Origin of the sequence: Halanaerobium kushneri, assembly GCF_900156285.1 — a bacterium.
GTDB lineage: Bacteria > Bacillota > Halanaerobiia > Halanaerobiales > Halanaerobiaceae > Halanaerobium > Halanaerobium kushneri.
The window spans coordinates 12,658-34,833 of sequence record NZ_FTNC01000025.1; the positions used below are offsets into that span (position 1 = coordinate 12,658).

Consider the following 22,176-nt stretch of genomic DNA (forward strand, 5'->3'; position numbering starts at 1 on the left):
AATTTATGAGTGAAATTAAAATGGAAGTAAAAAATCTTGATTTTTATTATGATGATTTTCAGGCTCTAAAAAATATTAATATACCGCTTGAATCAAATAAAGTAACTGCTTTAATTGGGCCTTCAGGTTGTGGTAAATCAACATTTTTGCGGACTTTAAATAGAATGAATGACCTTATTGAGGGTAGCAGGGTAGAGGGAGAAGTTCTTTTTGATAATGAAAATATTTACAAGGAAAATGTTGATGTAGTTGAATTAAGAAAAAGAGTTGGAATGGTTTTTCAGCAGCCTAATCCGTTTCCGAAATCAATATTTGATAATGTCGCCTATGGGCCCAGAATTCACGGCCTTAAGGACAAAGATAAATTAGAAGAAATTGTAATTGAAAGTTTAAAGGGGGCTGCCTTATATGAGGAAGTGAAAGACAGGCTTGATGATTCAGCTCTGGGTCTTTCTGGAGGACAGCAGCAGAGACTTTGTATTGCTAGAGCTCTGGCAGTTAAACCTGAAGTTTTATTAATGGATGAGCCGGCTTCAGCCCTTGACCCAGTAGCAACAGCTAAAATTGAAGATTTAATAGATGAGCTAAAGAATAATTATACTATTGTAATTGTTACCCACAGTATGCAGCAGGCGGCGCGTGTTTCCGATAATACCGGCTTCTTTTTGATGGGAGATCTGGTTGAATTTGATCAGACTGATAAGATATTTGAAAATCCATCTGACCAGCGGACAGAAGATTATATAACAGGTCGTTTTGGTTAAAATCAAATCTGAGTTTATTATTAAGTTAGGAGCTATTTATTATTTTAAAAATAGCTTGAAGGAGGTATATAGTAAAAATGAATGAATCTCGTAAGGCTTTTCATACAGAACTGAAAGATTTAGAAAATGAAATGTTAAAAATGGGAAGTGTTGTTGGTGAAAGTATAAGTAAGAGTATTGAAGCTTTAATGAACAAAGATATTAAGCTTGCTGATGAAGTAATTAAAGATGATGATATAATTGATGACTATGAACTAGATATAGAAGAAAAATGTACCCGTTTGATTGCTCTCCAGCAGCCAGTGGCAATTGATTTGCGAAAAATTATTGTTATTTCCAAGTTAGTGACTGATCTGGAAAGAATTGGTGATAATGCTTCAAATATTGCCTATAAAGTAAAAGAAATTGGTGACCAACCCCTAATTAAAGAAATGCAGGATCTACCTGGTATGAGGGATATTGTTGTCCAGAGGTTGCGAGAAAGTTTAGAAGCTTTTGTTGATATGGATATTGAAAAAGCAAAACAAGTTGCAGCTAGAGATGAAGCTGTAGATCGTCTAGATGAGCAGATCAATTCTGAACTGCTAACTGTTATGGAAAATGACTGTGCGACAATTGAGCAGGGAACTTCACTGATGTTTATTAGTCGATTTTTAGAAAGAATAGGTGACCATTCTACCAATATTTGTGAGAGAACAGTTTATATGAAAACCGGAGAATGGACTGAATTAGAATAAATTAGAAAAAAATAATTTAATAGGTATTAATAAAAGTGTACTCTATCAAGGAGTGCACTTTTTTTACTTAAAATAGTAATTGCAATAACAAAACTACTGTGATAAAATTTCTAATTAGTAAATAAAAAAGGGGGTATTTTTATAGATGTTAAAAAAGTTTTTTAGTTATTATAAAAATCACTGGAAATTATTTTTAGTCGATATTAGCTGTGCTATTTTAATGTCCGGTATTGACCTTGTCTATCCAGTTTATGTTCAGCGTCTGATTGATGATTATTTTCCTCAGCGTAATGCAAACATGATAATAAGAATTGCGATTATTTTGCTTGTTCTGTATATTCTGCGTTTTTTATTCCAATATATAGTTCACTATTGGGGACATGTGGTTGGAATTAGAATGGAAACAGATATGCGTTCTGATCTATTTACCCATCTGCAAAAATTGTCCTTTAAGTTTTATGATAATAATAAAGTAGGATATTTGATGTCCAGGGTTGTTAATGATTTAAATAACATTTCAGAACTGGCTCACCATGGCCCTGAGGATGTATTGATTTCGGCTATGTTATTAATTGGGTCTTTTTCAATTCTGGTAACTATGCACTGGCAGCTGGCCCTGGTAACTTTTGCTTTAATCCCGGTTATGTTTTTCTTTTCTCTGCATTTAGGAGAAAAAATGTATAATGCTTTTAAAGTTATCAGAGAAAAGATGGCTGAGGTAAATACAATAATTGAAGATAGTTTAAGTGGAATTAGAGTAGTTAAATCTTTTACAAATGAAGATTACGAAAATGAAAAGTTTTGTGAGGGTAATCATAATTATCGACGTTCTCGAGAATGGGCTATGAAAAACATGGCACAATTCCATTCCGGTATGAATCTTTTTATTAATCTAATTCGTTTAAGTACCCTGGCTGCTGGAGGCTATTTTATTTATAATGGTAGTCTTTCGGTTGGTCAGATGGTTGCTTTTTTATTTTATGTTGACATGTTTATGAATCCAATTAGAAGATTGGTTAACTTTAATGAACAGCTACAGCGCGGAATGTCTGGATTCAGCCGCTTCAAAGAACTTTTAGAGGTTGACCCAGAAATAGTTGACCATCCTGATGCTCGGGAGCTAAAAGGTGTTGCTGGACTTATAAAATATGAGGATGTTACCTTTGGTTATGATAACCATGAAAAGGTACTGAGCAATATTAATATAAGGATTGAACCGGGTAAAACAGTAGCTTTTGTTGGACCTTCTGGAGCAGGTAAATCAACTTTAACTAAACTACTGCCCAGATTTTATGAGATTGATAGTGGTAGTCTTTCTATTGACAATACTAATATTAAAAATGTGACTTTAGAATCACTGCGCCGTAATATTGGAATTGTGCAGCAGGATGTTTTTCTTTTTAATGGTACAGTTAGAGAAAATATTGCCTATGGGACAGCAGGTGCTTCAGATGAGGATATTATTGAAGCAGCGAAAAAAGCCAATGCACATGATTTTATTTTAAATTTAAGTGAAGGTTATGATACTGATATTGGGGAAAGAGGAGTTAAACTTTCTGGAGGACAGAAACAGAGAATTTCTATTGCGCGTTCATTTTTGAAAAATCCTCCTATTCTAATTCTGGATGAGGCAACATCTTCTCTCGATAATCGCAGTGAAAAAATTATTCAGAAATCTTTAGAAAAACTGGCAGAGGGACGAACTACCCTGGTTATTGCTCATCGACTTTCGACAGTGATAAATGCTGATCAGATTATTGTTTTAACTGAAGAAGGAATAGTTGAGCGAGGGAAGCATCAAGAATTAATTAAAAACAGAGGAGAATATGCTCAGTTATATAATGAGCAGTTTTCTACCAAACTGGCTGAATAAAAATATTAAATTTTAGTCTATTATAAAAAATGAATAGTTTACTTAAAGTCGGGGATTAACCCGGCTTTTTTCTTTGACAAGAGCTCTGAAATCTGCGATACTATAATCAGAAATGATTCTTTAACATATTTTAGTTATTGTCCTATAAACTATTTAAATAATGAAAGGAAGATTTATAATGTCAAAAAAATTATATCGTTCTCGTGATGACCGGATGATTGCCGGAGTCTGTGGAGGACTGGCAGATTATTTTAACGTAGATTCTTCTTTAATACGACTTGCAGTTTTATTTATATTTTTATTTCAGGGAGTAGGTTTGATTGCTTATATTATTGCCTGGCTTGTAATGTCTGAAGAGCCGGTGAAAAATGAATACAGAATGCCAGATGATTATTATATAGAAGATAAAAAATCTCAGGAAAGCCTTAATCAAGAGCAGGACGATAAGCAGGAGAGAGCCCAAAAAAACAGTGAAGATTATGAGTCCAGAAAAGAAAATGAAAAAAGATATTATGAGCAGTATCAAAATCATAGTCCTGAAAACAGTAACAATCGCCGCAAACTATTTGCAATAATCATGATTTTGGTTGGGTCTATTTTTTTAGTTGATATCTGGATTCCAACTTTGTACTGGGAAAAATACTGGCCTTTAATTTTAATTGCCGCTGGAGCACTGATGCTTAAGGGTGATAATAATGACAGATAATAGGGACCGCAGTTTAATTGCCCTCATTTTAATTTTTGCAGGTATTATATTTCTGGGAGATTCTCTTGGTGAGTATAATTTTAATATATTCTTATTTATACGCAGTTACTGGCCTGTATTATTGATTATATTTGGTTTGCATATTTTATTACAGAAAAGTAGTTTCTGGTTTATCGTTCCCATTATTGTTATTGGTCTATCATTATATTTAATTTATCTGCTTGTCAATCAACAGCCCTTTTATTTTATCCCACAGATGAGAATGCGTATTTTTGATTTCAATAATTTGCCTTTTAGATAATTATGCGGTTATTCTAATTATAATATTTAAAAATAAAACCACCTGAATTATTCAGGTGGCATTTATTTTCTAAGGCAGAGAAATTTATCTGCTTTTATTAAAGGAAAGCCGTTTTTCAATTACTGGGGCTAAGATTAAAACCAGAACTATTTTTGCAAAATCTCCGGGGATGAAAGGTATTACAGTCATATTAAGCGCTGCAAGTAAACCTGTATCTGTTACAAAACTAAAGTAGATACTACCAATGATATAATTACTTAATACAGCAGCAGTAAGTATCAAAAAGTATTTTTTATTATTACTGCTGTGGTGGGCTGCAATCCAGGCTGCAACTACAAAACTAATTAAGAAACCACCGGTAGGTCCTGCAATTACGCCCAGACCACCCTGGCCACCAGAAAAGATAGGCAAACCAAAAGCTCCCAGTAAAAGATATGTAACTTGAGATAAAACACCGTATTTTTTTCCAAGTAGTCTTCCTGAAAGTAGAACAAAGAAAGTTTGCAGAGTTATTGGTACTGGTCCAACTGGAATTATAATGTATGCACCTACTGCTGTTAGTGCTGCCATTAGAGCAGCTTTTATCATCTGATTTGTTTGCAAGAGAAACACTCCTTTCTTTTTGTTTAATCAGCCAAATCTGACTGATAGTCGAATTCTTTTAAGTAATGTTATCACAAACTTTAATTAATTTAAATAGCTATTTGAAAAGTTATTAATAAAAAATATAAATCGGAGGAGAATTATGCGAGAAATATATGTAAAAGCACCGGCAAAAATAAATCTTGCTCTACATGTTAGAGGACTTAGAAAAGATGGTTTTCATGAATTACAGATGATTATGCAGAGTATAAGCCTGGCTGATAGAATAAAATTAAAAAAGAAAAGTGGAGGAATTATTGTAAAAAGTTCCCAGACTGAGTTGCCTACTAATAAAGAGAATTTAGCTTATCAGGCCGCAGAAATTTTCTTTGAACTAAATCCTGAACTCAAGCAGGGAGTTGAAATATATATTGAAAAAAATATACCTATTGCTGCGGGAATGGCAGGGGGTAGTGCAGATGCTGCGGCAGTTATGAGGGGTTTATATTTATTATTTGAACTTAAGCCAGATTTAAATAAAATACGAAACTCTCTGGCAGATATTGGTTCTGATGTACCTTACTGTCTGGAAGGGGGAACTGTGTATGCTTCTGGCAGAGGAGAAATTTTAGAGAAACTACCCTTTATTGGAGAAAAATATCTGGTTGTGGTGACTCCATCCTTTAAAATTTCGACACCGGCAGTCTATAAATTATATGATGAATTAGAAGGATATGAAAAATTTGATTTTAAGTCAGTTCTAGCTAATTTAAAGAATAAAGAGGAACCTGATTGGAATCTTGATTACAAAAATGATCTGAAGAAAGCTGCTGAAAAAATTTGTCCGGAAATCAAGGAGATAAAAAATATATTAAATAATACAAAGGCTGCTTTTACAATGCTTTCTGGTAGTGGCCCTACAGTCTTTTCTATTTATAACAGTAGAGAGCAGGCAGAAAAAGTTGCAGCAAGCTGGCCTCGTAAAAATGATTTTGTGACAGTAGTTAAAACAATTGATAGTTATTAAATTATTCAAAAATTAGCTAAAAAAATTAAAAGCTAACATGAGATTGACATCAATTTGATTTCGTGTTATACTTTCTGCAATAATTATTAGGACTTTGGGAGTAGTGATAAGAATGAAAAAAGGGAAAAACATTACGATGAGGGAAGCAAAACAAAAAACGGGCTTAAGCTCCAGGCAAATTCGTTATTATGATGAGCAGGATTTGATCTTTCCTGCCCGCAGTAGTGGGAATCAACGCCTTTTTTCGGTAAGCGATATTAAGAGATTAGTTAAAATCAAAGAGCTCCTTGCTGCTGGAAATAGTATTGAAACCATTCGTTCTAAATTAAGTGCTCCAGCACTGGAACAAAATATAGAAGACGATGTTGACTTTGATGATAATTATGATTATTATTCAGATGTTGATCTGGATTCACTTTACCCTGTTTCCAATCGTTCTGAGTTGATGAAAAAACTTTCCCGGAGTAATAAAGAATATTCTAAGGAGGAGGAAGAATAAATGGAAAAATTTAGTAGAGAGAAGATATTAAAGATTGCTGAAGAAAATAATGTTGAGTTTATTCGCCTACAGTTTGTTGATATTTTAGGTATTATTAAGAATGTGGCGATTACAATTGAACAGTTGCCGGAGGCGCTTGATGGCAAGATTATGTTTGATGGTTCATCTATTGAGGGTTATACGCGTATCCACGAATCCGATATGTATTTAAAACCTGACTATGATACTTTTACAATTTTCCCGTGGGGAACTAGTGGTGGTTGTACAGCAAGGATGATGTGTGATATTTATTTACCTGATGGAGAACCTTTTGTTGGTTGTCCGCGTGGAGCTTTAAAAAGAGCAATGGCAGAAGCTGAAGAAATGGGTTATGAAATGTTTGCTGGACCTGAACCAGAATTTTTCTTATTTGAAAAAGATGAGCATGGTAATCCAACAACAAACACTCATGATAAAGGTGGGTATTTTGATTTATCTCCAGTTGACTTGGGAGGAGAAGCACGTCGAGATACAGTACTTGCTCTTAAGAAGATGGGGTTTGAAGTTGAAGCAGCTCATCATGAAGTAGCTCCAGGCCAACACGAAATTGATTTTAAATACACACCTGTTCTGCGAACAGCAGATAATATTGCGACATTTAAGTTCGTTACTAAAATTATTGCTATGCAGCATAACCTGCATGCAACTTTTATGCCTAAACCAATTTATGGTGAAAGTGGTTCTGGAATGCATGTACATCAATCACTATATAGAAATGGCAAAAATGCCTTTTATGATCCTGAGGATGAGCATGGTTTAAGTGAAATAGCATATTATTATATAGGTGGTTTATTGAAACATGCTAAAGAGACAACAGCTATTTTAAATCCCACAATTAATTCCTATAAAAGGCTTGTTCCTGGTTATGAAGCCCCGGTTTACATATCCTGGTCGACTCAAAATCGTAGTGCTTTAGTTAGAGTCCCATCCGCTCGAGGAAATGGAACCAGATTAGAACTGAGAAATCCTGACCCGGCAGCCAATCCATATCTTGCAACAGCTGTAATGTTGAGAGCTGGCCTGGATGGAATTAAGAATAAAATTGATCCAGGGGAACAAACAACAGATAATATATATGAGATGAATTATAAGGAAAGGAAATCCAGGGGCATCAGCAGTTTACCTTCTTCTATGGATGAAGCTCTCAAACATTTCCAGGAAAGTGAATTCATGCGGGAAACTCTGGGCGAACATATCTTTAATCATTTAGTTGAAGCTAAGAAAATAGAATGGTCAGTTTATAAAAAACAGGTTCACAGTTGGGAGATTGATCAATACTTAACAACCTATTAATATTAGTTGGGAGGAATAAGCATGGAAGGTAGAGAAAATATTCAGGATCATTTAAAAAAAATTAAATTAAGTAATCTTGACACACGTTCCCTATCATTTTTAGCCCTTTTTATTGCCTTTACTGCTGTTGCAACTTATTTACATATCCCTGGTCCCAGTAGTTCTTATTTTAATCTGGGAGAAGTTGCTATTTATACTATTGCCTTAACTTTTGGGGCTAAAGCAGGTGGGATTGCAGGTGGAGTTGGTTCGGCTCTGATGGATATTATTCTTGGTTATTCAATCTGGGCTCCTTTTACCTTTGTAATTAAAGGTTTAGAGGGTTTGCTGGTAGGGAAAATTTCCAGTCAGAATGAGAAGAAATTTGATAGAAAAATATTTGCAATAATTGTTGGTGGAAATGTAATGATTCTTGGCTATGCAATTGCTAAAGCTTTTTTATTAAGCTGGGCAGTTGTCTTGCCTGAGATTGGAATTGATTTTGCTCAAATGTTAATTGGTGGAGTGCTGGCAATTCCACTTTCTCACCATCTCGATAATTATTTTGGGAAGTGATAGTTTTGGAAATTGGTAAACTTGCAGGAAATAAATTAAAAAAAACGATTCTCGATAAGATAAAACATTTTCGTTCAGATGTTATTGTATCAGCTGGCCCGGGAGAGGATAGTGCAGTGATTGATCTGGGAGACTATTTACTCGTAGTCTCTTCTGATCCGATAACGGGAGCAGAAAAAAATGCAGGTTATCTGGCGGTTAATGTAGCCTGTAATGATATTGCTGCAGCTGGTGCTGAACCGTTTGGAATTCAGGTTGTTTTGTTTTTGCCCCCCAGTCTGGCCGAAAGTAGAGCTGAGAAAATAATGGAAGAAATAGTAGAAACAGCTGCTGCAATGGAGATAGAAGTTCTTGGAGGTCATACAGAAATTACAGATCTTGTTCAAAAGCCAATAATTACTATTTCGGCAATGGGCAGGGCTCAAAAAGAAGAGTTGGCTTCCAGTTCTGCTGCAGAAGCTGGAGATATACTCTATATTTCTAAAGGAATGGGTATAGAAGGAAGTTATATTTTGGCCAGTGATTATAGAGAATTTTTACTTAAAAAGGGTGTCAGTAGAGATACTTTGAACCAGCTATCCAACTATTTAAAATTATTAAGTGTACTTCCTGAAAGTAGAATAGCTAGAAAAAATGGAGTAAAAGCAATGCATGATGTTACAGAAGGTGGAGTCTATGGTGCGATTTCTGAAATGGCAGCAGCAGCACAGTTGGGTTATGTTATTGAAAAAGATAATTTTTGGATTCCTCCCGAAGTTGAGGAAGTTTGTACTAAGTTGCACTTGGATCCAGCTGCTTTAATTTCTTCTGGTTCAATGTTAATGGCAGCAGCGCCAGAAATTGATCTGGCCGCTATTTTTGCAGATACAGATTTGAAACTGATTCGGGTTGGACGAATGATCGAATCCGGGACTTATATAGAAGAGAAAGGAATAAAAAAAGAATTTAAAGTCCCTGAAAAGGATGAGTTATGGAAATTTATTGAAAAATATCACAATAAAACTTGACATTTACATATAATGGAATTATAATGGTATTAACAAATAATTCCAAAGGCGGTGTATTTATGGAAATTACAGATGTCAGAGTTTTTCCGGTTGAGATTAATGGAAGTATGGTCAAGGCTTATGCAACAGTAACATTTGATGATTCTTTTGTTGTGCGTGATATGCGGGTTATTGAAGGAAAAAACGGGATTTTCCTTTCCATGCCTGCAAGAAGAAAGCGGAACGGAGACTATCAGGATATCTGCTTTCCAATTTCCACAAAGTTGAGGGATTTAATGGAAAACGAAGTTTTAGAAAAGTTTGATGAACTGCTGGCAAGTGCTTAATTAAAATGATTGGGTTATGGTTATAATCTTTAAAATAACACTACCTTAATTAAGGTAGTGTTATTTTTTTAAGACCCTTTTATAATCTTGACAAAAGTTTAATTCTCTGTTATACTTCAAGCGATTAAAGAACTAAGATGGGAAGTAGTATCAGGAAATAATGTTTAATAATAGAAATAACATTTATTCCTTATTTAAAGGGAGGAAACTATAGATGGCAGATCTTTTAAGTATTATTCTGGCTGCTGGCAAAGGAACCAGAATGAAATCTGATAAAATCAAGGTATTACATCCAGTTGCAGGCAAGGCGATTATCAAGCATGTTTTAAATACTCTGGATGGTTTAAATAGTAAAATTGTTAATGTGATTGGTCATCAAAAAGAAGTGGTTCAATCTGAACTTGAAGATTTAGATAAATATAAATGGGATTTAAATTATGTTATTCAGTCTGAACAGTTGGGTACCGGTCATGCTGTAAAACAGGCGGAGAGTTATTTTGCAGATTATGATGGTCCGGTGTTGATTCTTTATGGAGATACCCCCTTACTAAGAAAAAAAACTATCAAAGAATTTGTTAAAAAACATCAGCAGAGTAATTCTGATCTAACAGTTATGACAGCTATCTTTGATGAACCTGAAGGCTATGGAAGAATTGTTAAAGATGAAGAGGGTAATTTAACTGCAATAGTGGAAGAAAAAGATGCTGATGTAGAAACCAGACGAATAAAGGAGATCAACAGTGGTGTAAACTGTATAGATAGTTCTCTGCTCAGAGATTTTATGGAAAATATGAATAATGATAATGCACAGCAGGAATATTATCTAACTGACATTATAGAATTTGCTGTAAATAAAGATAAAAAGATAAATACATATATTGTTCAGGATTCTGATGAAATTATAGGGATTAATACCCGCAAACAGCAGGCGGAAGCAGAAAAAATTTTGAGAAAAAGAATTATTGATCAACATCTGGCTAATGGTGTGACTATTATTGATCCAGATACTACATATATAGATGCTGAGGTAGAGATTGAGCAGGATGTTACAATTTATCCTTTCAATTATCTGGAAGGGAAAACTAAAATTTCTCAAAATACAATTATCAATCCAAATTGCAAATTAAAGGATGCAGCCATTGGAAAAAATGTTGAAATACTTTCAAATACTATTATAAAGGAAAGTAAAGTTGGATCTGGAACTAATGTTGGTCCTTTTGCCTATTTAAGACCCGGTTCCACAGTGGAAGACAACTGTAAAATTGGTGATTTTGTAGAACTTAAAAAAACAACAGTTAAAAGTGGAGCTAAGGTGCCCCATTTGTGTTATGCTGGAGATGCCGAAATTGGTGAGAGAACTAATATAGGTGCCGGTACAATATTTGCTAATTATGATGGAAAAAATAAGTTTAAAACTGAAATTGGCAGTGATGTTTTTATTGGTAGTGATTCTATTTTGATCGCTCCTCTAAAAATTGGAGATAATGCCAAAACAGCTGCAGGGTCAGTAGTTACTAAAAATGTTAAATCTGGTGATACCGTAATGGGAGTTCCGGCTCGGATTTATAATCCAGACAAATAAGCTGATTATTAAATAAAAGAAATAAGCCAGGAGGTCAAAAAATGTCCAGTTATAGTGAACAATTGAAAATATTTGCAGGTAACTCGCATCCTGAATTAGCCCAGGATCTCTGTGATTATCTGGGGACAGAATTGGTTAATGCGGATGTAACAAGATTTAAAGATGGTGAAATCGGTGTTCGTACTTACGAAACTGTAAGAGGTGCTGACGTTTTTGTTGTTCAGCCGACATCACCTCCTGTTAATGAAAATTTGATGGAACTGCTGGTTATTATTGATGCCTTAAGGAGAGCTTCTGCAAGGAGAATAACTGCGGTGATACCATATTATGGTTATGCTCGCCAGGACAGGAAAGCTAGACCCAGAGATCCAATTACTTCTAAATTGGTAGCCAATTTGTTAACTCAGGCAGGTGCTAGAAGAGTACTTTCTATTGATTTTCATGCACCTCAGATTCAGGGCTTTTTTGATATACCTGTTGATCATCTGTATGCATCACCGATTATGGTTGATTACTTTAAGGATTTTGATCGGTCTGATTTGATTGCTGTTGCTCCTGATGTTGGGTCAGTAAAAAGAGTTCGCTCATTTGCTGAAAGTTTAAATATTCCAATGGCAATCATTGATAAAAGAAGGCCTAAACCAAATGTAGCAGAGGTTATGAATATTATTGGAGAAGTCGATGGTAAAAATGTTATACTCTTTGATGATATTATTGATACTGCAGGTACAATAACTGCTGCAGCTGAAGTACTCAAAGATAAAGGTGCTAAAGAAGTATATGCCTGTGGCACTCACGCATTATTTTCAGGGCCGGCTATTGAGCGCCTTAAAAATGCACCAATAACTAAAATAATTGTTACCAATACAATAGCTCAAAAAGATTATGATCTTGATAATTTAGAAGTGCTTTCGGTCGCTCCCCTGGTTGGAGAGGCTATTGATCGTATTTTTAAAGATTTATCTGTTAGTGTATTATTTTAAATAATTTTTCTAAAACACTTGCTCAAACTGAGCTTTGATGTTATAATAAAATTTGTTATGTCTTATTTAACGCAGACCTGCCAGTATTAGCAAATAATCTGGCTTAAAATTTAATTTATGCAAGGAGAGGATAGTCATGGAGAGACATTCTATTGAAGCTGAACTAAGGACTGAAACTGGAAAGGGAGTAGCCCGTAAAATAAGAAGAAACGGACTTATTCCTGGTGTTGTTTATGGAAGAGGAAATGAACCAAGATCTATTAAAGTAGATCCACTGGATATTGAAAAGCTTCTCCATTCTAATGCTATCTTTGATCTGACTTTTGTCGGAGAAGATGGAGGAGAAGATGAAGCAGTTGTAATCATTAAAGATTATCAGAAAGATGTTATTAAACAGAATCTGATGCATGTTGATTTTCAGTTTATTTCTATGGACGAAAAAATTACTGTTTCTGTACCAATGCATTTAGAAGGAGATGCTGTTGGTGTTCGTGACGGGGGAGTATTACAGCAGCTCTTGCGCGAAATTGAAATTGATGCATTACCGGCTGAAATCCCAGAAGAAATTACTATTGATATTTCTGAACTTGAGGTTGGACAGTCTTTATCTGTTGCTGATCTGGATCTTCCTGAAGGGATTGACCTTGTAACTGACAGTGACGAAGTTATTGTAACTGTTGTTACTCCTACCGAACTTGTCGAAGAAGAGGTAGAAGAGGAAGAGGAAGAATTCTTAGAGCCAGAAGTTATTGGCGAAGAAGAGGAAGAAGAAGGCGAAGAAGCAGAAGAAGAGGAAGAGCCACAGGAATAATTTTAGCAAAGATATTGGGCGCGGCTTAATTAGCTGCGCTTCAATTTATTAATGGAGGTTTGAAGTTTGAAAGTAATCACTGGTCTTGGAAACCCGGGTGAAAAATATGCTAGCACCAGACATAATATAGGATTTATGGTTATTTCAGAATTAGCAGCTAGATTTAAAGTTAATAGCAGTTATAAGTTTGATGGACTTGTAGGTGACTTTTTCTTTGGTGGAGAAAAAATTATACTTTTCCAGCCAATGAAATATATGAATAAAAGCGGTCAGCCAGTATATAAGCTGCTGGACTATTTTCAGATAGAGGCCGAAGATCTGCTGGTAATTCATGATGATTTAGATCTTGATTTAGGTAAGATTCGATTTAAACAAAATGGTGGTAGTGGTGGTCATAATGGAATCAAGTCAATTATTAACAGTCTGAAAACAGATGAATTTAAAAGATTAAAAATAGGTATTGGTAGACCGCCAGAAAATGTTCCAGTACCAGATTTTGTTTTGACAACTTTCACAGGAGAGGAAAAGGATATCTCCAAAAAAGTAGTTGCAGATGCTGCTTCAGCTGTTGAATTAATGTTAAAAGAAGATATAATGAAAGCAATGAATAAATATAATGGATAACAAGCCCGTACATTTTATGTAGGGGCTATTTTGCCATTTTTTATAGTTAAATGTATAAAAGTATATAATTTAGAAAATATTGAGGTAAAGATTTTTTGTTTAAGGAGCAGTATTCAGATGAATTTTAAAGATTTATTATTGGAAAACCAAAAATTTAAAAAAATTGCGAAAAATATAAATAATTCTGCTCAATCTATAAGTGGTTTAAGCGGAAGTAGAATTTCTTATTTTGCTGTTAATTTTTTAAAAAAATCAGATAAAGACATAATTTTCTTTTTGCCAGATAATTATTATCTGCAGCAGATGCAGGAGGATTTAATCCGCTTGATCGGGAAAGACGAATTTTTAGTTTTTCCGGAAGAGGAAATACTGCCTCATGAGCAGTTGATGCCTGATTTAACAACAATGAGTGAGCGGACAAAAGTTTTGACAGAGCTGATCTTTTCAATTGATCAAAAGAAGAAAATTATTTTAACAACCCCGGCTGCTGTTTTTAAAAAACTACCGCCAAAAGACATTTATCAGCAAAAAAGTATAAATATCAAAAATGGAAGTGAAATTAATATTGAGAAACTGCGGCAGCAGCTTTTTGCACTTGGTTACAAAAGGGAAGAAATGGTTGAAGCTCCAGGTCAATATAGTATTCGCGGTGGTATAATTGATGTGTTTACACTTTTAGATGAACAGCCTTTTAGAATTGAACTTTTTGGAGATGAAGTTGATTCGATTCGGAAAATTGATTTAACAGCTCAGCGTTCAAAAAAAGAAGTAGAACAAATTACAATTCCTCCTTTTGCCAATCTGGTGATTGATGAGAAAGTCATTAATAGAGCCTGTCCTAAGCTGGAAGCTGCTTATTCGGCAGCTGTCACAAGACTGGCAGAAAATGATTATCAAGAAGAGGCTTCTTACTTGAGGGATAAAGCTAAAAAAATGCTGGAAGAATTAAAGGAAAAACATCGTTTTCCAGGTTTTGAGCAGTTTTTACCATTTTATTATGATCAGACTGCCAGCTTTTTTGATTATCTAGAAGAAAGTTTAATTTTCGCTGTTCGACCAAATAAAATTAAGCAGCTTACTCATGATTATTATCAGGAAATTACTGAAACACATACCAGACTTTTAGAACAAGGAATGGTATTTCCCGAATATCTAAATAATTTTATTACTGATATTCAATTTGAAAATGAAATATCTAAAAATCGGGTAGTTGATATCAATTCAGAATTTGAGGATCAAAAAGCCAAAGAAAATGATATTCACTTTAAAACATCATCGTTAGAACCTTTTCACGGTCAATTGGAATTATTTAGTGAAAAAATAATTGAACTTTTGCAAAAAAAGTATCGGATTGCAATCACTTTAAATTCTGCCAGCAAAAAAAGAAGAGTAAAAATGTTTCTGGAAGAAAAGAATCTGCTTGTTGGTGATAACTTTAATGAAAGCAGAATTGTTATTTTTCCTGATAGTTTAGCTGAGGGTTTTATTTTTAACGATATTAAGTTGGCTGTTTTTAGCGATAAAGAGGTTTTCGGAAATGAGCAAAAACGAAAAAGAAAAATTGGTGATTTTGAAGATGGTGTTGAAATTTCCAGTGTCAACGATTTAAAAGCTGGAGATTATGTTGTTCACGAAAATCATGGAATTGGTAAATATCTGGGTGTTAAAACTCTTGAAATTCAGGGCCAGCATAAAGATTATCTTGTGCTAAAATATGCAGGTGAAGATAAGCTTTATGTTCCAACAGAAAAAATAAATCTTGTTCAAAAATATATTGGCTCAGATGCTGGTAACCCGAAACTTTATAAATTAGGAAGTAGTGATTGGAAAAAGGTTAAAGAAAAGGTTCAAAAATCGGTTGAGGAAATGGCAGTTGGTTTGTTAGAACTTTATGCTGAACGAGAAACCCTTACTGGTTATCAATTTTCTGAAGATGATGTCTGGCAGCAGGAATTTGAAGATTCTTTTCCTTTTGAAGAAACTCCTGATCAAAAAGAGGCAATTGAAGAAGTCAAAACTGATATGGAATCTGAAAAACCAATGGATAGATTATTATGTGGAGATGTTGGTTATGGAAAAACTGAAGTTGCTATTAGAGCTGCTTTTAAAGCAGCACTTGACAGTAAACAGACTGCAGTTTTAGTACCGACAACTATTCTGGCTCAACAGCACTATAATACTTTTACAGAAAGAATTGAGGATTTCCCTGTTCAGATCGGAATGTTAAGCAGATTTAGTACTGCTGCTGAACAGAAAAAGACATTAAAAAAATTAATTAAAGGCGAAATAGATATTTTAATTGGAACTCATCGACTTTTATCCAAAGATGTTATTTTTGATGATTTAGGCCTTTTGATTATTGATGAGGAACAGCGGTTTGGAGTTACTCATAAAGAAAAGTTGAAAGACTTAAAAAGAAATGTTGACGTATTAACTCTGACTGCAACTCCAATCCCAAGAACTCTTCATATGGCATTAGTTGGAGTTCGTGATATGAGTTTGATAGAGACTCCACCTGAAAACAGGTATCCAATTAGAACTTTTATTAAAGAATATAATAAAGAATTAATTGCCAGTGCTATACGAAGAGAGTTAGCTCGACAGGGACAGGTATATTTTGTTCATAATCGGGTTAAGGATATTGAAAAAACTGCTGGTAAACTGCAGAAATTAATGCCAGAAGCCAAAATTGCTGTTGCTCATGGTCAGATGAATGAAAAAAGACTGGAAAAGATAATGTATGATTTTTATCATCAAAAATTTGATATTTTGGTTTGTACAACTATTATTGAAACCGGTCTGGATATTCCTAATGTAAATACAATTATAATTAATCATGCTGATAAGATGGGTTTATCCCAACTTTATCAGCTTCGAGGTAGAGTTGGTCGTACAAATAGGATAGCTTATGCTTATTTGCTCTACGAAAGAGATAGAATCTTACCTGAAGTCGCTGAAAAAAGGCTGGAGGCAATTAAAGAATTTTCTTCCCTGGGATCTGGTTTTAAAATTGCTATGCGTGATCTGGAAATCAGAGGAGCAGGTAACTTATTGGGACCTGAGCAAAGTGGGCATATTGCAGCTGTTGGATTTTCTTTATATACTAAATTATTAGAAGGAACAATTGAAGAACTTAAGGGTGAAAAAGATAAGAAGAAAATTGAAGTGGAGATTGATCTTAATTTAGATGCCTACATTCCAGATGATTATATTAAATATGAAGCTAGAAAAATTGAGATCTATAAAAAAATTAAATCTATCGAAAATGAAGCGGATGCTCTGGATACTATTGATGAACTGATTGATAGATTTGGGGAACCACCTGTAGAAGTAATGCGCCTGGTTAATACAGCTCGCTTAAAATTCCTGGCAGCAGAACTAAATATCGATTTAATTAAAGAGGATAGTGGTAAAATAAAATGTCGATTTATTAGTTCGAAGCTTGTGGATGGTAGCCAGCTGGTGGAATTTAGTAAGATGTACAGAAGAAAAATAAAGATTAAATCAGCTAAGAAGCCACAGTTGTTAATTAAAATTGACGATCCGGAAAATATAGATAAACAACTTTTAAAAATGTTAAAAGATCTCAAAAATATTTAAACTTAATTGTTAAAACTAAGCAATTTAAAACAGGAAAATCTCAAAGGGTGGAAAAAATGTCAGAAAATAATGAGCGAGGCAGTTTTATGAAAGGAGCAGCAATTCTAACGGCCGCCGGTCTGGCTGCCAGAGTAATGGGTTTTGGTTACCGAGTGATCTTGACTAGAATAATTGGAGCAGAAGGAATGGGGCTTTATCAAATGGCCTATCCAATTTATACTGTTTTGCTGGTTGTTTCACGATCAGGTATTCCAGTAGCTCTGGCCAAATTGATTGCTGATAAAATAGCAGCCGAAAAGAATAGAGAAGCATATAAGATATTCAGGGTTGCCAGAAAAATGAGTTTTTTAGTTGGGCTGGTAGTTTCAATTATTATGGCACTATCTGCTAAGCCGCTAATTAATTTACTCTCCCTTGATCCGCGTTCCTACTATGCAGTTCTCGCAATTTCCCCTGCTATTTTTGTAGTGTCTATAATGGCTTCTTATCGAGGGTTTTTTCAAGGGCTCCAGGATATGGTTCCAACTGCTAAATCGCAGATTTTAGAACAGTTTATTCGAATGTTTACAATGATTGGATTGGTTGTGTTTTTGGTTCCCTATGGTTTGGATTATGCAGCTGCTGGTGCCAGTTTTGGAGCTGTAAGTGGTGCATCTGCTGGCCTGTTAATTTTATTATATATTTATGCTAAAAGGAAAGAAAATATATTTAGTTTTTTACAAGGGGGACATGATTCAGTAGATCTCAGTACAAATAATGTAGTTAAAAGAATAGTTTCTTTAGGTGTTCCAATTACGCTGGGGGCTCTTGTCATGCCATTAATGAGTCTGGTTGATCTGGTTTTTGTTCCCAACCGACTTCAGGCGGCTGGATATATGGTTAGAGAAGCAACAGCACTGTATGGAATGTTTGCTGCGGTTGCAATGCCTCTGGTTAACTTTCCCACGATTATTACCGTTTCTTTGTCAGCAAGCCTGGTTCCTTCTATTGCTGAGGCTTTTACACTTGGGAAATATAAACTTATCAACTATCGAACCCAGACGGCTCTGCGGCTTACTGTTTTAATTTCATTGCCTGCAGCAGTTGGCCTTTTTTTACTGGCTGAACCGCTAACCGAAATTATTTTCGCAGAACCCGGAGCAGCAGTTCCGCTTCGTTTTGTAGCCTGGGGAGTATTTTTTATCGCTCTACAGCAGACAAGCACCGGAATTTTGAATGGAATCGGTAAAACATCTATTCCTGCTCGAAATTTAATGATTGGAGCAGTTTTTAATGGAATTATTAATTATACTTTAACTGCCATCCCTGGCATTGGTATTCGTGGTGCAGCTCTAGGTACTACCATTGGTTTTGCAATCGCTGCTTTTTTAAATCTTTATTTTGTCAAAAAAGAAACTAGTTTTGTAATAAATAGTAAGACAATGATTTTAAAACCATTGTTTTCAGTTTTATTGATGGGTGGGTTTGTTAAAATCTTTTATAATTTGCTTAAAAATTTAATGACAATAAATAACTTATCTTATGCCTATCAAATATCAACTTTTACGACTGTAGCGGCAGCTGCCTTATTCTATTTTGTTGTTTTATTATTACTGCGGGAAATAAAATATCAGGATTTATCCGTGATACCTATTTTTGGAGTCAGGCTGGCTAATTTATTAAAAAAACTTGGTTTTTTAAATGGTTAATTTTCTTTTAATAATTGTATGATATAATTTTACTGTAGTGACTGAAAATTTTGAGGGGGAAACACTTTGGATGCCGAAAAGCGGGATGATATTTTAAAGGAGTTAGATAAATTAATAGAAGTTATGGCTATTTTAAGAGGTCCGGATGGATGTCCCTGGGACAAAAAGCAGGATTATTATTCAATAAAAGAGAATATTATTGAAGAAGCATATGAAGTTGTAGAAGCTTTAGAAAAGAATGATATTGAAGCTTTCAAAGAAGAGTTAGGTGACCTTTTACTGCAGGTGGTTTTTGAATCACAGATGGCCTATGAAAAAGGAGACTTTGATTTAGCTGATGTAGCAAAAGTATTAAGAAAGAAACTGATTCGTCGGCATCCGCATGTCTTTGCTGAGGTCGAAGTGGAGGGTTCTGAAGAAGTTTTAAAAAACTGGGAGCAAATTAAACAGCAGGAAAAACAAAATAAAAATCAATTTAATTCATTGATGGATAAGTTTAATCAGGGGCAGAGTGCTTTAATCCAGGCTTATGACATACAGAAAATTGCTGCTGAAGTTGGTTTTGACTGGGATGAATTAGAGCCAGTTCTAAATAAAATTGAGGAAGAATTTGGTGAGTGTAAGGAAATTATCGGTGTAAATCCTGATAACACTTTATTTGCTGACCAAAATCTAGATTCTGAACAGCAGAAAAAACTCGAAGCTGAAATTGGTGACCTTTTATTTGCAGTAGTTAATTTTGCCCGATTTAAAAACGTTAATCCGGAGCTTGCTTTATTAAAAACTATTTTAAAGTTTAAAAACAGATTTAAATTTATTGAACAAAGAATTGTTGAAGAAAATTCGGAATTTGCGGATTATAGTTTGGAGCAGCTGGATGATATTTGGAATCAAGCTAAAAGTGAAGAATAGAACATCATAACAGGAGGTTTATTAAAGATGAAAAAAAGTTTAATTACTATTTTGATTACTAGTATTTTATTTAGTTTATTTATCACATTAACACCAGTAATGGCATTTGATGTTGCTACAGACTCAGCTATTTTATTAGAAGCAGAAACAGGACAGGTATTATTTACAAAAAATGCAGATCGAAAACTTCCCCCTGCAAGTGTTACTAAAATAATGACACTTTTAATTGCACTGGAGAAAATAGAAGAAGGAAGTATATCTTTAGATGATAAAGTGACAATTAGCCGGTATGCAGAATCAATGGGAGGATCTCAGATCTACCTGGCTGCAAACACTCAGGTGAAATTAGAAAAATTACTTAAAGCAGTAACGATTGCCTCTGGTAATGATGCCAGTGTAGCAATTGGCGAATATATTGCAGGTACATATAGTAATTTTATTGCTATGATGAATGATAAGGCTCAAGAATTAGGAATGGATTCTACTAATTTTGCTAATTCAACTGGTCTCCCTGACCCAAATCATTACTCTACAGCGCGGGATATATCTATTATGGCCCGGGAATTAACAAAACATCCTAAAGTTTTAGAATGGGCTTCTATTTGGACAGAAACAATTCAGCTGCCTAATAGAGAGGCTATGCTGGTAAATACCAATAGTTTAATTAATAAATATCCCAGTATGGATGGTTTAAAAACAGGGCATACACAGGAAGCTGGCTTTTGTCTAGCTGCAACTGCTAAAAAAGGTAATACACGTTTGATTTCAGTTGTATTACAGGGTGATACTCTGGAAGAGCGAGAAGAGTCTACAATTAGATTGTTGGATTATGGTTTCAATGCCTTTTCTAAAAGACAAATAGCTGCTTCTGGAGATAAAATTCAAAATATACCTGTAGCTGAGTCTGCAGAAGAAGTTGCAGTTGGTGAGGTTGCAGAAAATTTATATGTGATGGTTCAAAAAGGACAGGAAAGAGAAATATCACAGAAAGTAGATGTTAAAGATTCTTTAAAAGCCCCAATCAAAGCAGGGGGAGAACTAGGGAAGTTAACTGTTTATAGAGGTGATGAGACGGTTGCTTCTGTAAATATTGTTGCTGCTCAGGATGTAGATCGAGCTAATATTATTGTGCGTCTCTGGAGAAAAGCCATTGGCTTTGCTCAGGGGTTGTTTTCATAAACTAAACAATTAAAGGTAAAATATTTAATTTAGGGTATATCAGGATCACATCTGATCTTTAACCTCTCATTTTAATGCATTAAGATGAGGGGTTTTTTATATTATCTAACTTTTTTTAAAAAGTTCTTGACACTATATTAATTTAATGTTACTATATTAAACGTTGCAGCAATAATTATATTTGTTGCAGAAATCTTTTTGAAAAAAACCTCTTAAACTCTTGACAAAAAAGAGGATTGATGTTAAGATAATGTATGTCGCTGAAAAGTTGAAACATTAACTTTTCCGGCCGACAAAATTATTTTAAAAAGTTCTTGACAAAGCAAAAAGAGCTTGATAAGATAATAAGCGTCGCACAAATAATCTCAACACTTTTTAAGCTTTTAGGTAAGCTTAAAATAAGAGATTGAAAGAACTTAAATTTAAGGCTTAAATAATTTTTTCTTCTTTAATATATAAGAGAAAAAATAAAGCTTTAAAGCAGAGGAAAATCTTTTTAAAAGTTTTTCTAAAAAGTTCTTGACAAAGTGAGGCGGAGTTGATAAGATATTAAATGTCGCTGAGAAAAAAGGCGGCAGGAAATATAGAAACATTATCTCGAAATGAGAACAAATTAAATAAGGCGCCGCCCTCAATGGGCAAGTGCCAAAATATCAATTTGTTCTATAAAAGAGATTGTGTGCGAAGGGGTCAATCCCCGAGCAAGGCGCTAACCTTTTTGTTTAAAAAAGAAAGCGCGTTGAACCTTGAAAATTAAACAGCAAGCCAACGTTAATATACTTTGAGTGTTAAAACTTAAAAGTAATTATTAGTTTAAAGCTTATATTAAATAATATGAGCCAAATTCAAATTCTTTATACGGAGAGTTTGATCCTGGCTCAGGACGAACGCTGGCGGCGTGCTTAACACATGCAAGTCGAACGGTCTACCTCGACAGAAACCTTCGGGTTGACGACGAGATCTAGATAGTGGCGGACGGGTGAGTAACACGTGAATAATCTGTCCTCAAGTCCGGGATAACCTGGCGAAAGTCGGGCTAATCCGGGGTAAGCTGAGAGTGTGGCATCACACAATCAGAAAAGGTGGCT

The 22,176-nt window shown here is 34.6% G+C and carries 20 protein-coding genes and 1 rRNA gene; 20 read left to right on the plus strand and 1 reads right to left on the minus strand.

Annotation, left to right across the window (positions count from 1 at the left end; genetic code table 11):
• Window positions 1-5 precede the first annotated feature (5 nt).
• From pstB to BW929_RS12645, 5 genes are all read left to right on the plus strand, one after another.
• Window positions 6-764 carry a phosphate ABC transporter ATP-binding protein PstB gene (pstB, locus tag BW929_RS12625; RefSeq protein ID WP_076545851.1) on the plus strand — a complete coding sequence of 253 codons (759 nt, stop codon included), beginning with the start codon at window positions 6-8 and terminating at the stop codon, window positions 762-764.
• Between the two features lie 77 nt (window positions 765-841).
• Complete coding sequence (gene phoU, locus BW929_RS12630) at window positions 842-1,501, plus strand: phosphate signaling complex protein PhoU (protein WP_076545852.1); 660 nt, start codon at window positions 842-844, stop codon at window positions 1,499-1,501.
• A 145-nt stretch (window positions 1,502-1,646) separates the two neighbouring features.
• A complete protein-coding gene (locus BW929_RS12635) occupies window positions 1,647-3,374 on the plus strand; it encodes an ABC transporter ATP-binding protein (protein ID WP_076545853.1) in 1,728 nt (575 codons plus the stop codon).
• Window positions 3,375-3,552: 178 nt separating this feature from the next.
• A complete protein-coding gene (locus BW929_RS12640; RefSeq protein WP_076545854.1) occupies window positions 3,553-4,080 on the plus strand; it encodes a PspC domain-containing protein in 528 nt (175 codons plus the stop codon).
• Window positions 4,070-4,381, plus strand: coding sequence for a LiaF transmembrane domain-containing protein (locus BW929_RS12645; protein ID WP_076545855.1), 312 nt, complete (start codon window positions 4,070-4,072; stop codon window positions 4,379-4,381). Before BW929_RS12640 ends, BW929_RS12645 begins: the two co-directional genes overlap by 11 nt.
• 84 nt (window positions 4,382-4,465) lie before the next feature.
• Here the strand turns inward: BW929_RS12645 and BW929_RS12650 are convergent, their stop codons facing one another.
• Window positions 4,466-4,984: a biotin transporter BioY gene (locus BW929_RS12650; RefSeq protein WP_199505804.1), complete on the minus strand. Its 519-nt coding sequence runs from the start codon at window positions 4,982-4,984 to the stop codon at window positions 4,466-4,468.
• 142 nt (window positions 4,985-5,126) lie between these two features.
• On the opposite strand from BW929_RS12650, the gene ispE reads away from it, so the two are divergent.
• The 15 genes from ispE to BW929_RS12725 all read left to right on the plus strand — a co-directional run.
• Window positions 5,127-5,990, plus strand: coding sequence for a 4-(cytidine 5'-diphospho)-2-C-methyl-D-erythritol kinase (ispE, locus tag BW929_RS12655; RefSeq protein WP_076545856.1), 864 nt, complete (start codon window positions 5,127-5,129; stop codon window positions 5,988-5,990).
• 112 nt (window positions 5,991-6,102) lie between these two features.
• Entirely contained in the window at window positions 6,103-6,489 is a 387-nt protein-coding gene (locus BW929_RS12660) for a MerR family transcriptional regulator (RefSeq protein WP_076545857.1), read from the plus strand.
• Window positions 6,490-7,821, plus strand: a complete 1,332-nt coding sequence (gene glnA, locus BW929_RS12665) for a type I glutamate--ammonia ligase (RefSeq protein WP_076545858.1) — start codon at window positions 6,490-6,492, stop codon at window positions 7,819-7,821.
• 21 nt (window positions 7,822-7,842) lie between these two features.
• On the plus strand, window positions 7,843-8,376 hold the full coding sequence (locus BW929_RS12670; protein ID WP_076545859.1) for an ECF transporter S component: 534 nt from the start codon (window positions 7,843-7,845) through the stop codon (window positions 8,374-8,376).
• On the plus strand, window positions 8,373-9,383 hold the full coding sequence (locus tag BW929_RS12675; RefSeq protein WP_233493818.1) for an AIR synthase family protein: 1,011 nt from the start codon (window positions 8,373-8,375) through the stop codon (window positions 9,381-9,383). Before BW929_RS12670 ends, BW929_RS12675 begins: the two co-directional genes overlap by 4 nt.
• Before the next feature lie 59 nt (window positions 9,384-9,442).
• Window positions 9,443-9,709, plus strand: coding sequence for a SpoVG family protein (locus BW929_RS12680; protein WP_076545861.1), 267 nt, complete (start codon window positions 9,443-9,445; stop codon window positions 9,707-9,709).
• Window positions 9,710-9,923: 214 nt separating this feature from the next.
• On the plus strand, window positions 9,924-11,291 hold the full coding sequence (gene glmU / locus BW929_RS12685) for a bifunctional UDP-N-acetylglucosamine diphosphorylase/glucosamine-1-phosphate N-acetyltransferase GlmU (RefSeq protein ID WP_076545862.1): 1,368 nt from the start codon (window positions 9,924-9,926) through the stop codon (window positions 11,289-11,291).
• Window positions 11,292-11,332: 41 nt separating this feature from the next.
• Window positions 11,333-12,274 carry a ribose-phosphate diphosphokinase gene (locus tag BW929_RS12690; RefSeq protein WP_076545863.1) on the plus strand — a complete coding sequence of 314 codons (942 nt, stop codon included), beginning with the start codon at window positions 11,333-11,335 and terminating at the stop codon, window positions 12,272-12,274.
• 136 nt (window positions 12,275-12,410) lie between these two features.
• Window positions 12,411-13,085 (plus strand): 50S ribosomal protein L25/general stress protein Ctc, encoded by a 675-nt coding sequence (locus BW929_RS12695; RefSeq protein WP_076545864.1) that lies wholly within the window; start codon window positions 12,411-12,413, stop codon window positions 13,083-13,085.
• 66 nt (window positions 13,086-13,151) lie between these two features.
• Window positions 13,152-13,709: an aminoacyl-tRNA hydrolase gene (pth, locus tag BW929_RS12700; protein WP_076545865.1), complete on the plus strand. Its 558-nt coding sequence runs from the start codon at window positions 13,152-13,154 to the stop codon at window positions 13,707-13,709.
• Window positions 13,710-13,826: 117 nt separating this feature from the next.
• A complete protein-coding gene (gene mfd, locus BW929_RS12705) occupies window positions 13,827-17,309 on the plus strand; it encodes a transcription-repair coupling factor (protein WP_076545866.1) in 3,483 nt (1,160 codons plus the stop codon).
• A 56-nt stretch (window positions 17,310-17,365) separates the two neighbouring features.
• On the plus strand, window positions 17,366-18,997 hold the full coding sequence (locus BW929_RS12710; RefSeq protein ID WP_076545867.1) for a putative polysaccharide biosynthesis protein: 1,632 nt from the start codon (window positions 17,366-17,368) through the stop codon (window positions 18,995-18,997).
• Between the two features lie 66 nt (window positions 18,998-19,063).
• Window positions 19,064-19,909, plus strand: a complete 846-nt coding sequence (gene mazG / locus BW929_RS12715; RefSeq protein WP_076545868.1) for a nucleoside triphosphate pyrophosphohydrolase — start codon at window positions 19,064-19,066, stop codon at window positions 19,907-19,909.
• 27 nt (window positions 19,910-19,936) lie between these two features.
• A complete protein-coding gene (locus tag BW929_RS12720) occupies window positions 19,937-21,088 on the plus strand; it encodes a D-alanyl-D-alanine carboxypeptidase family protein (protein WP_076545869.1) in 1,152 nt (383 codons plus the stop codon).
• Window positions 21,089-21,943: 855 nt separating this feature from the next.
• Window positions 21,944-22,176: ribosomal RNA gene (locus BW929_RS12725) — 16S ribosomal RNA — on the plus strand; the annotation flags it as partial.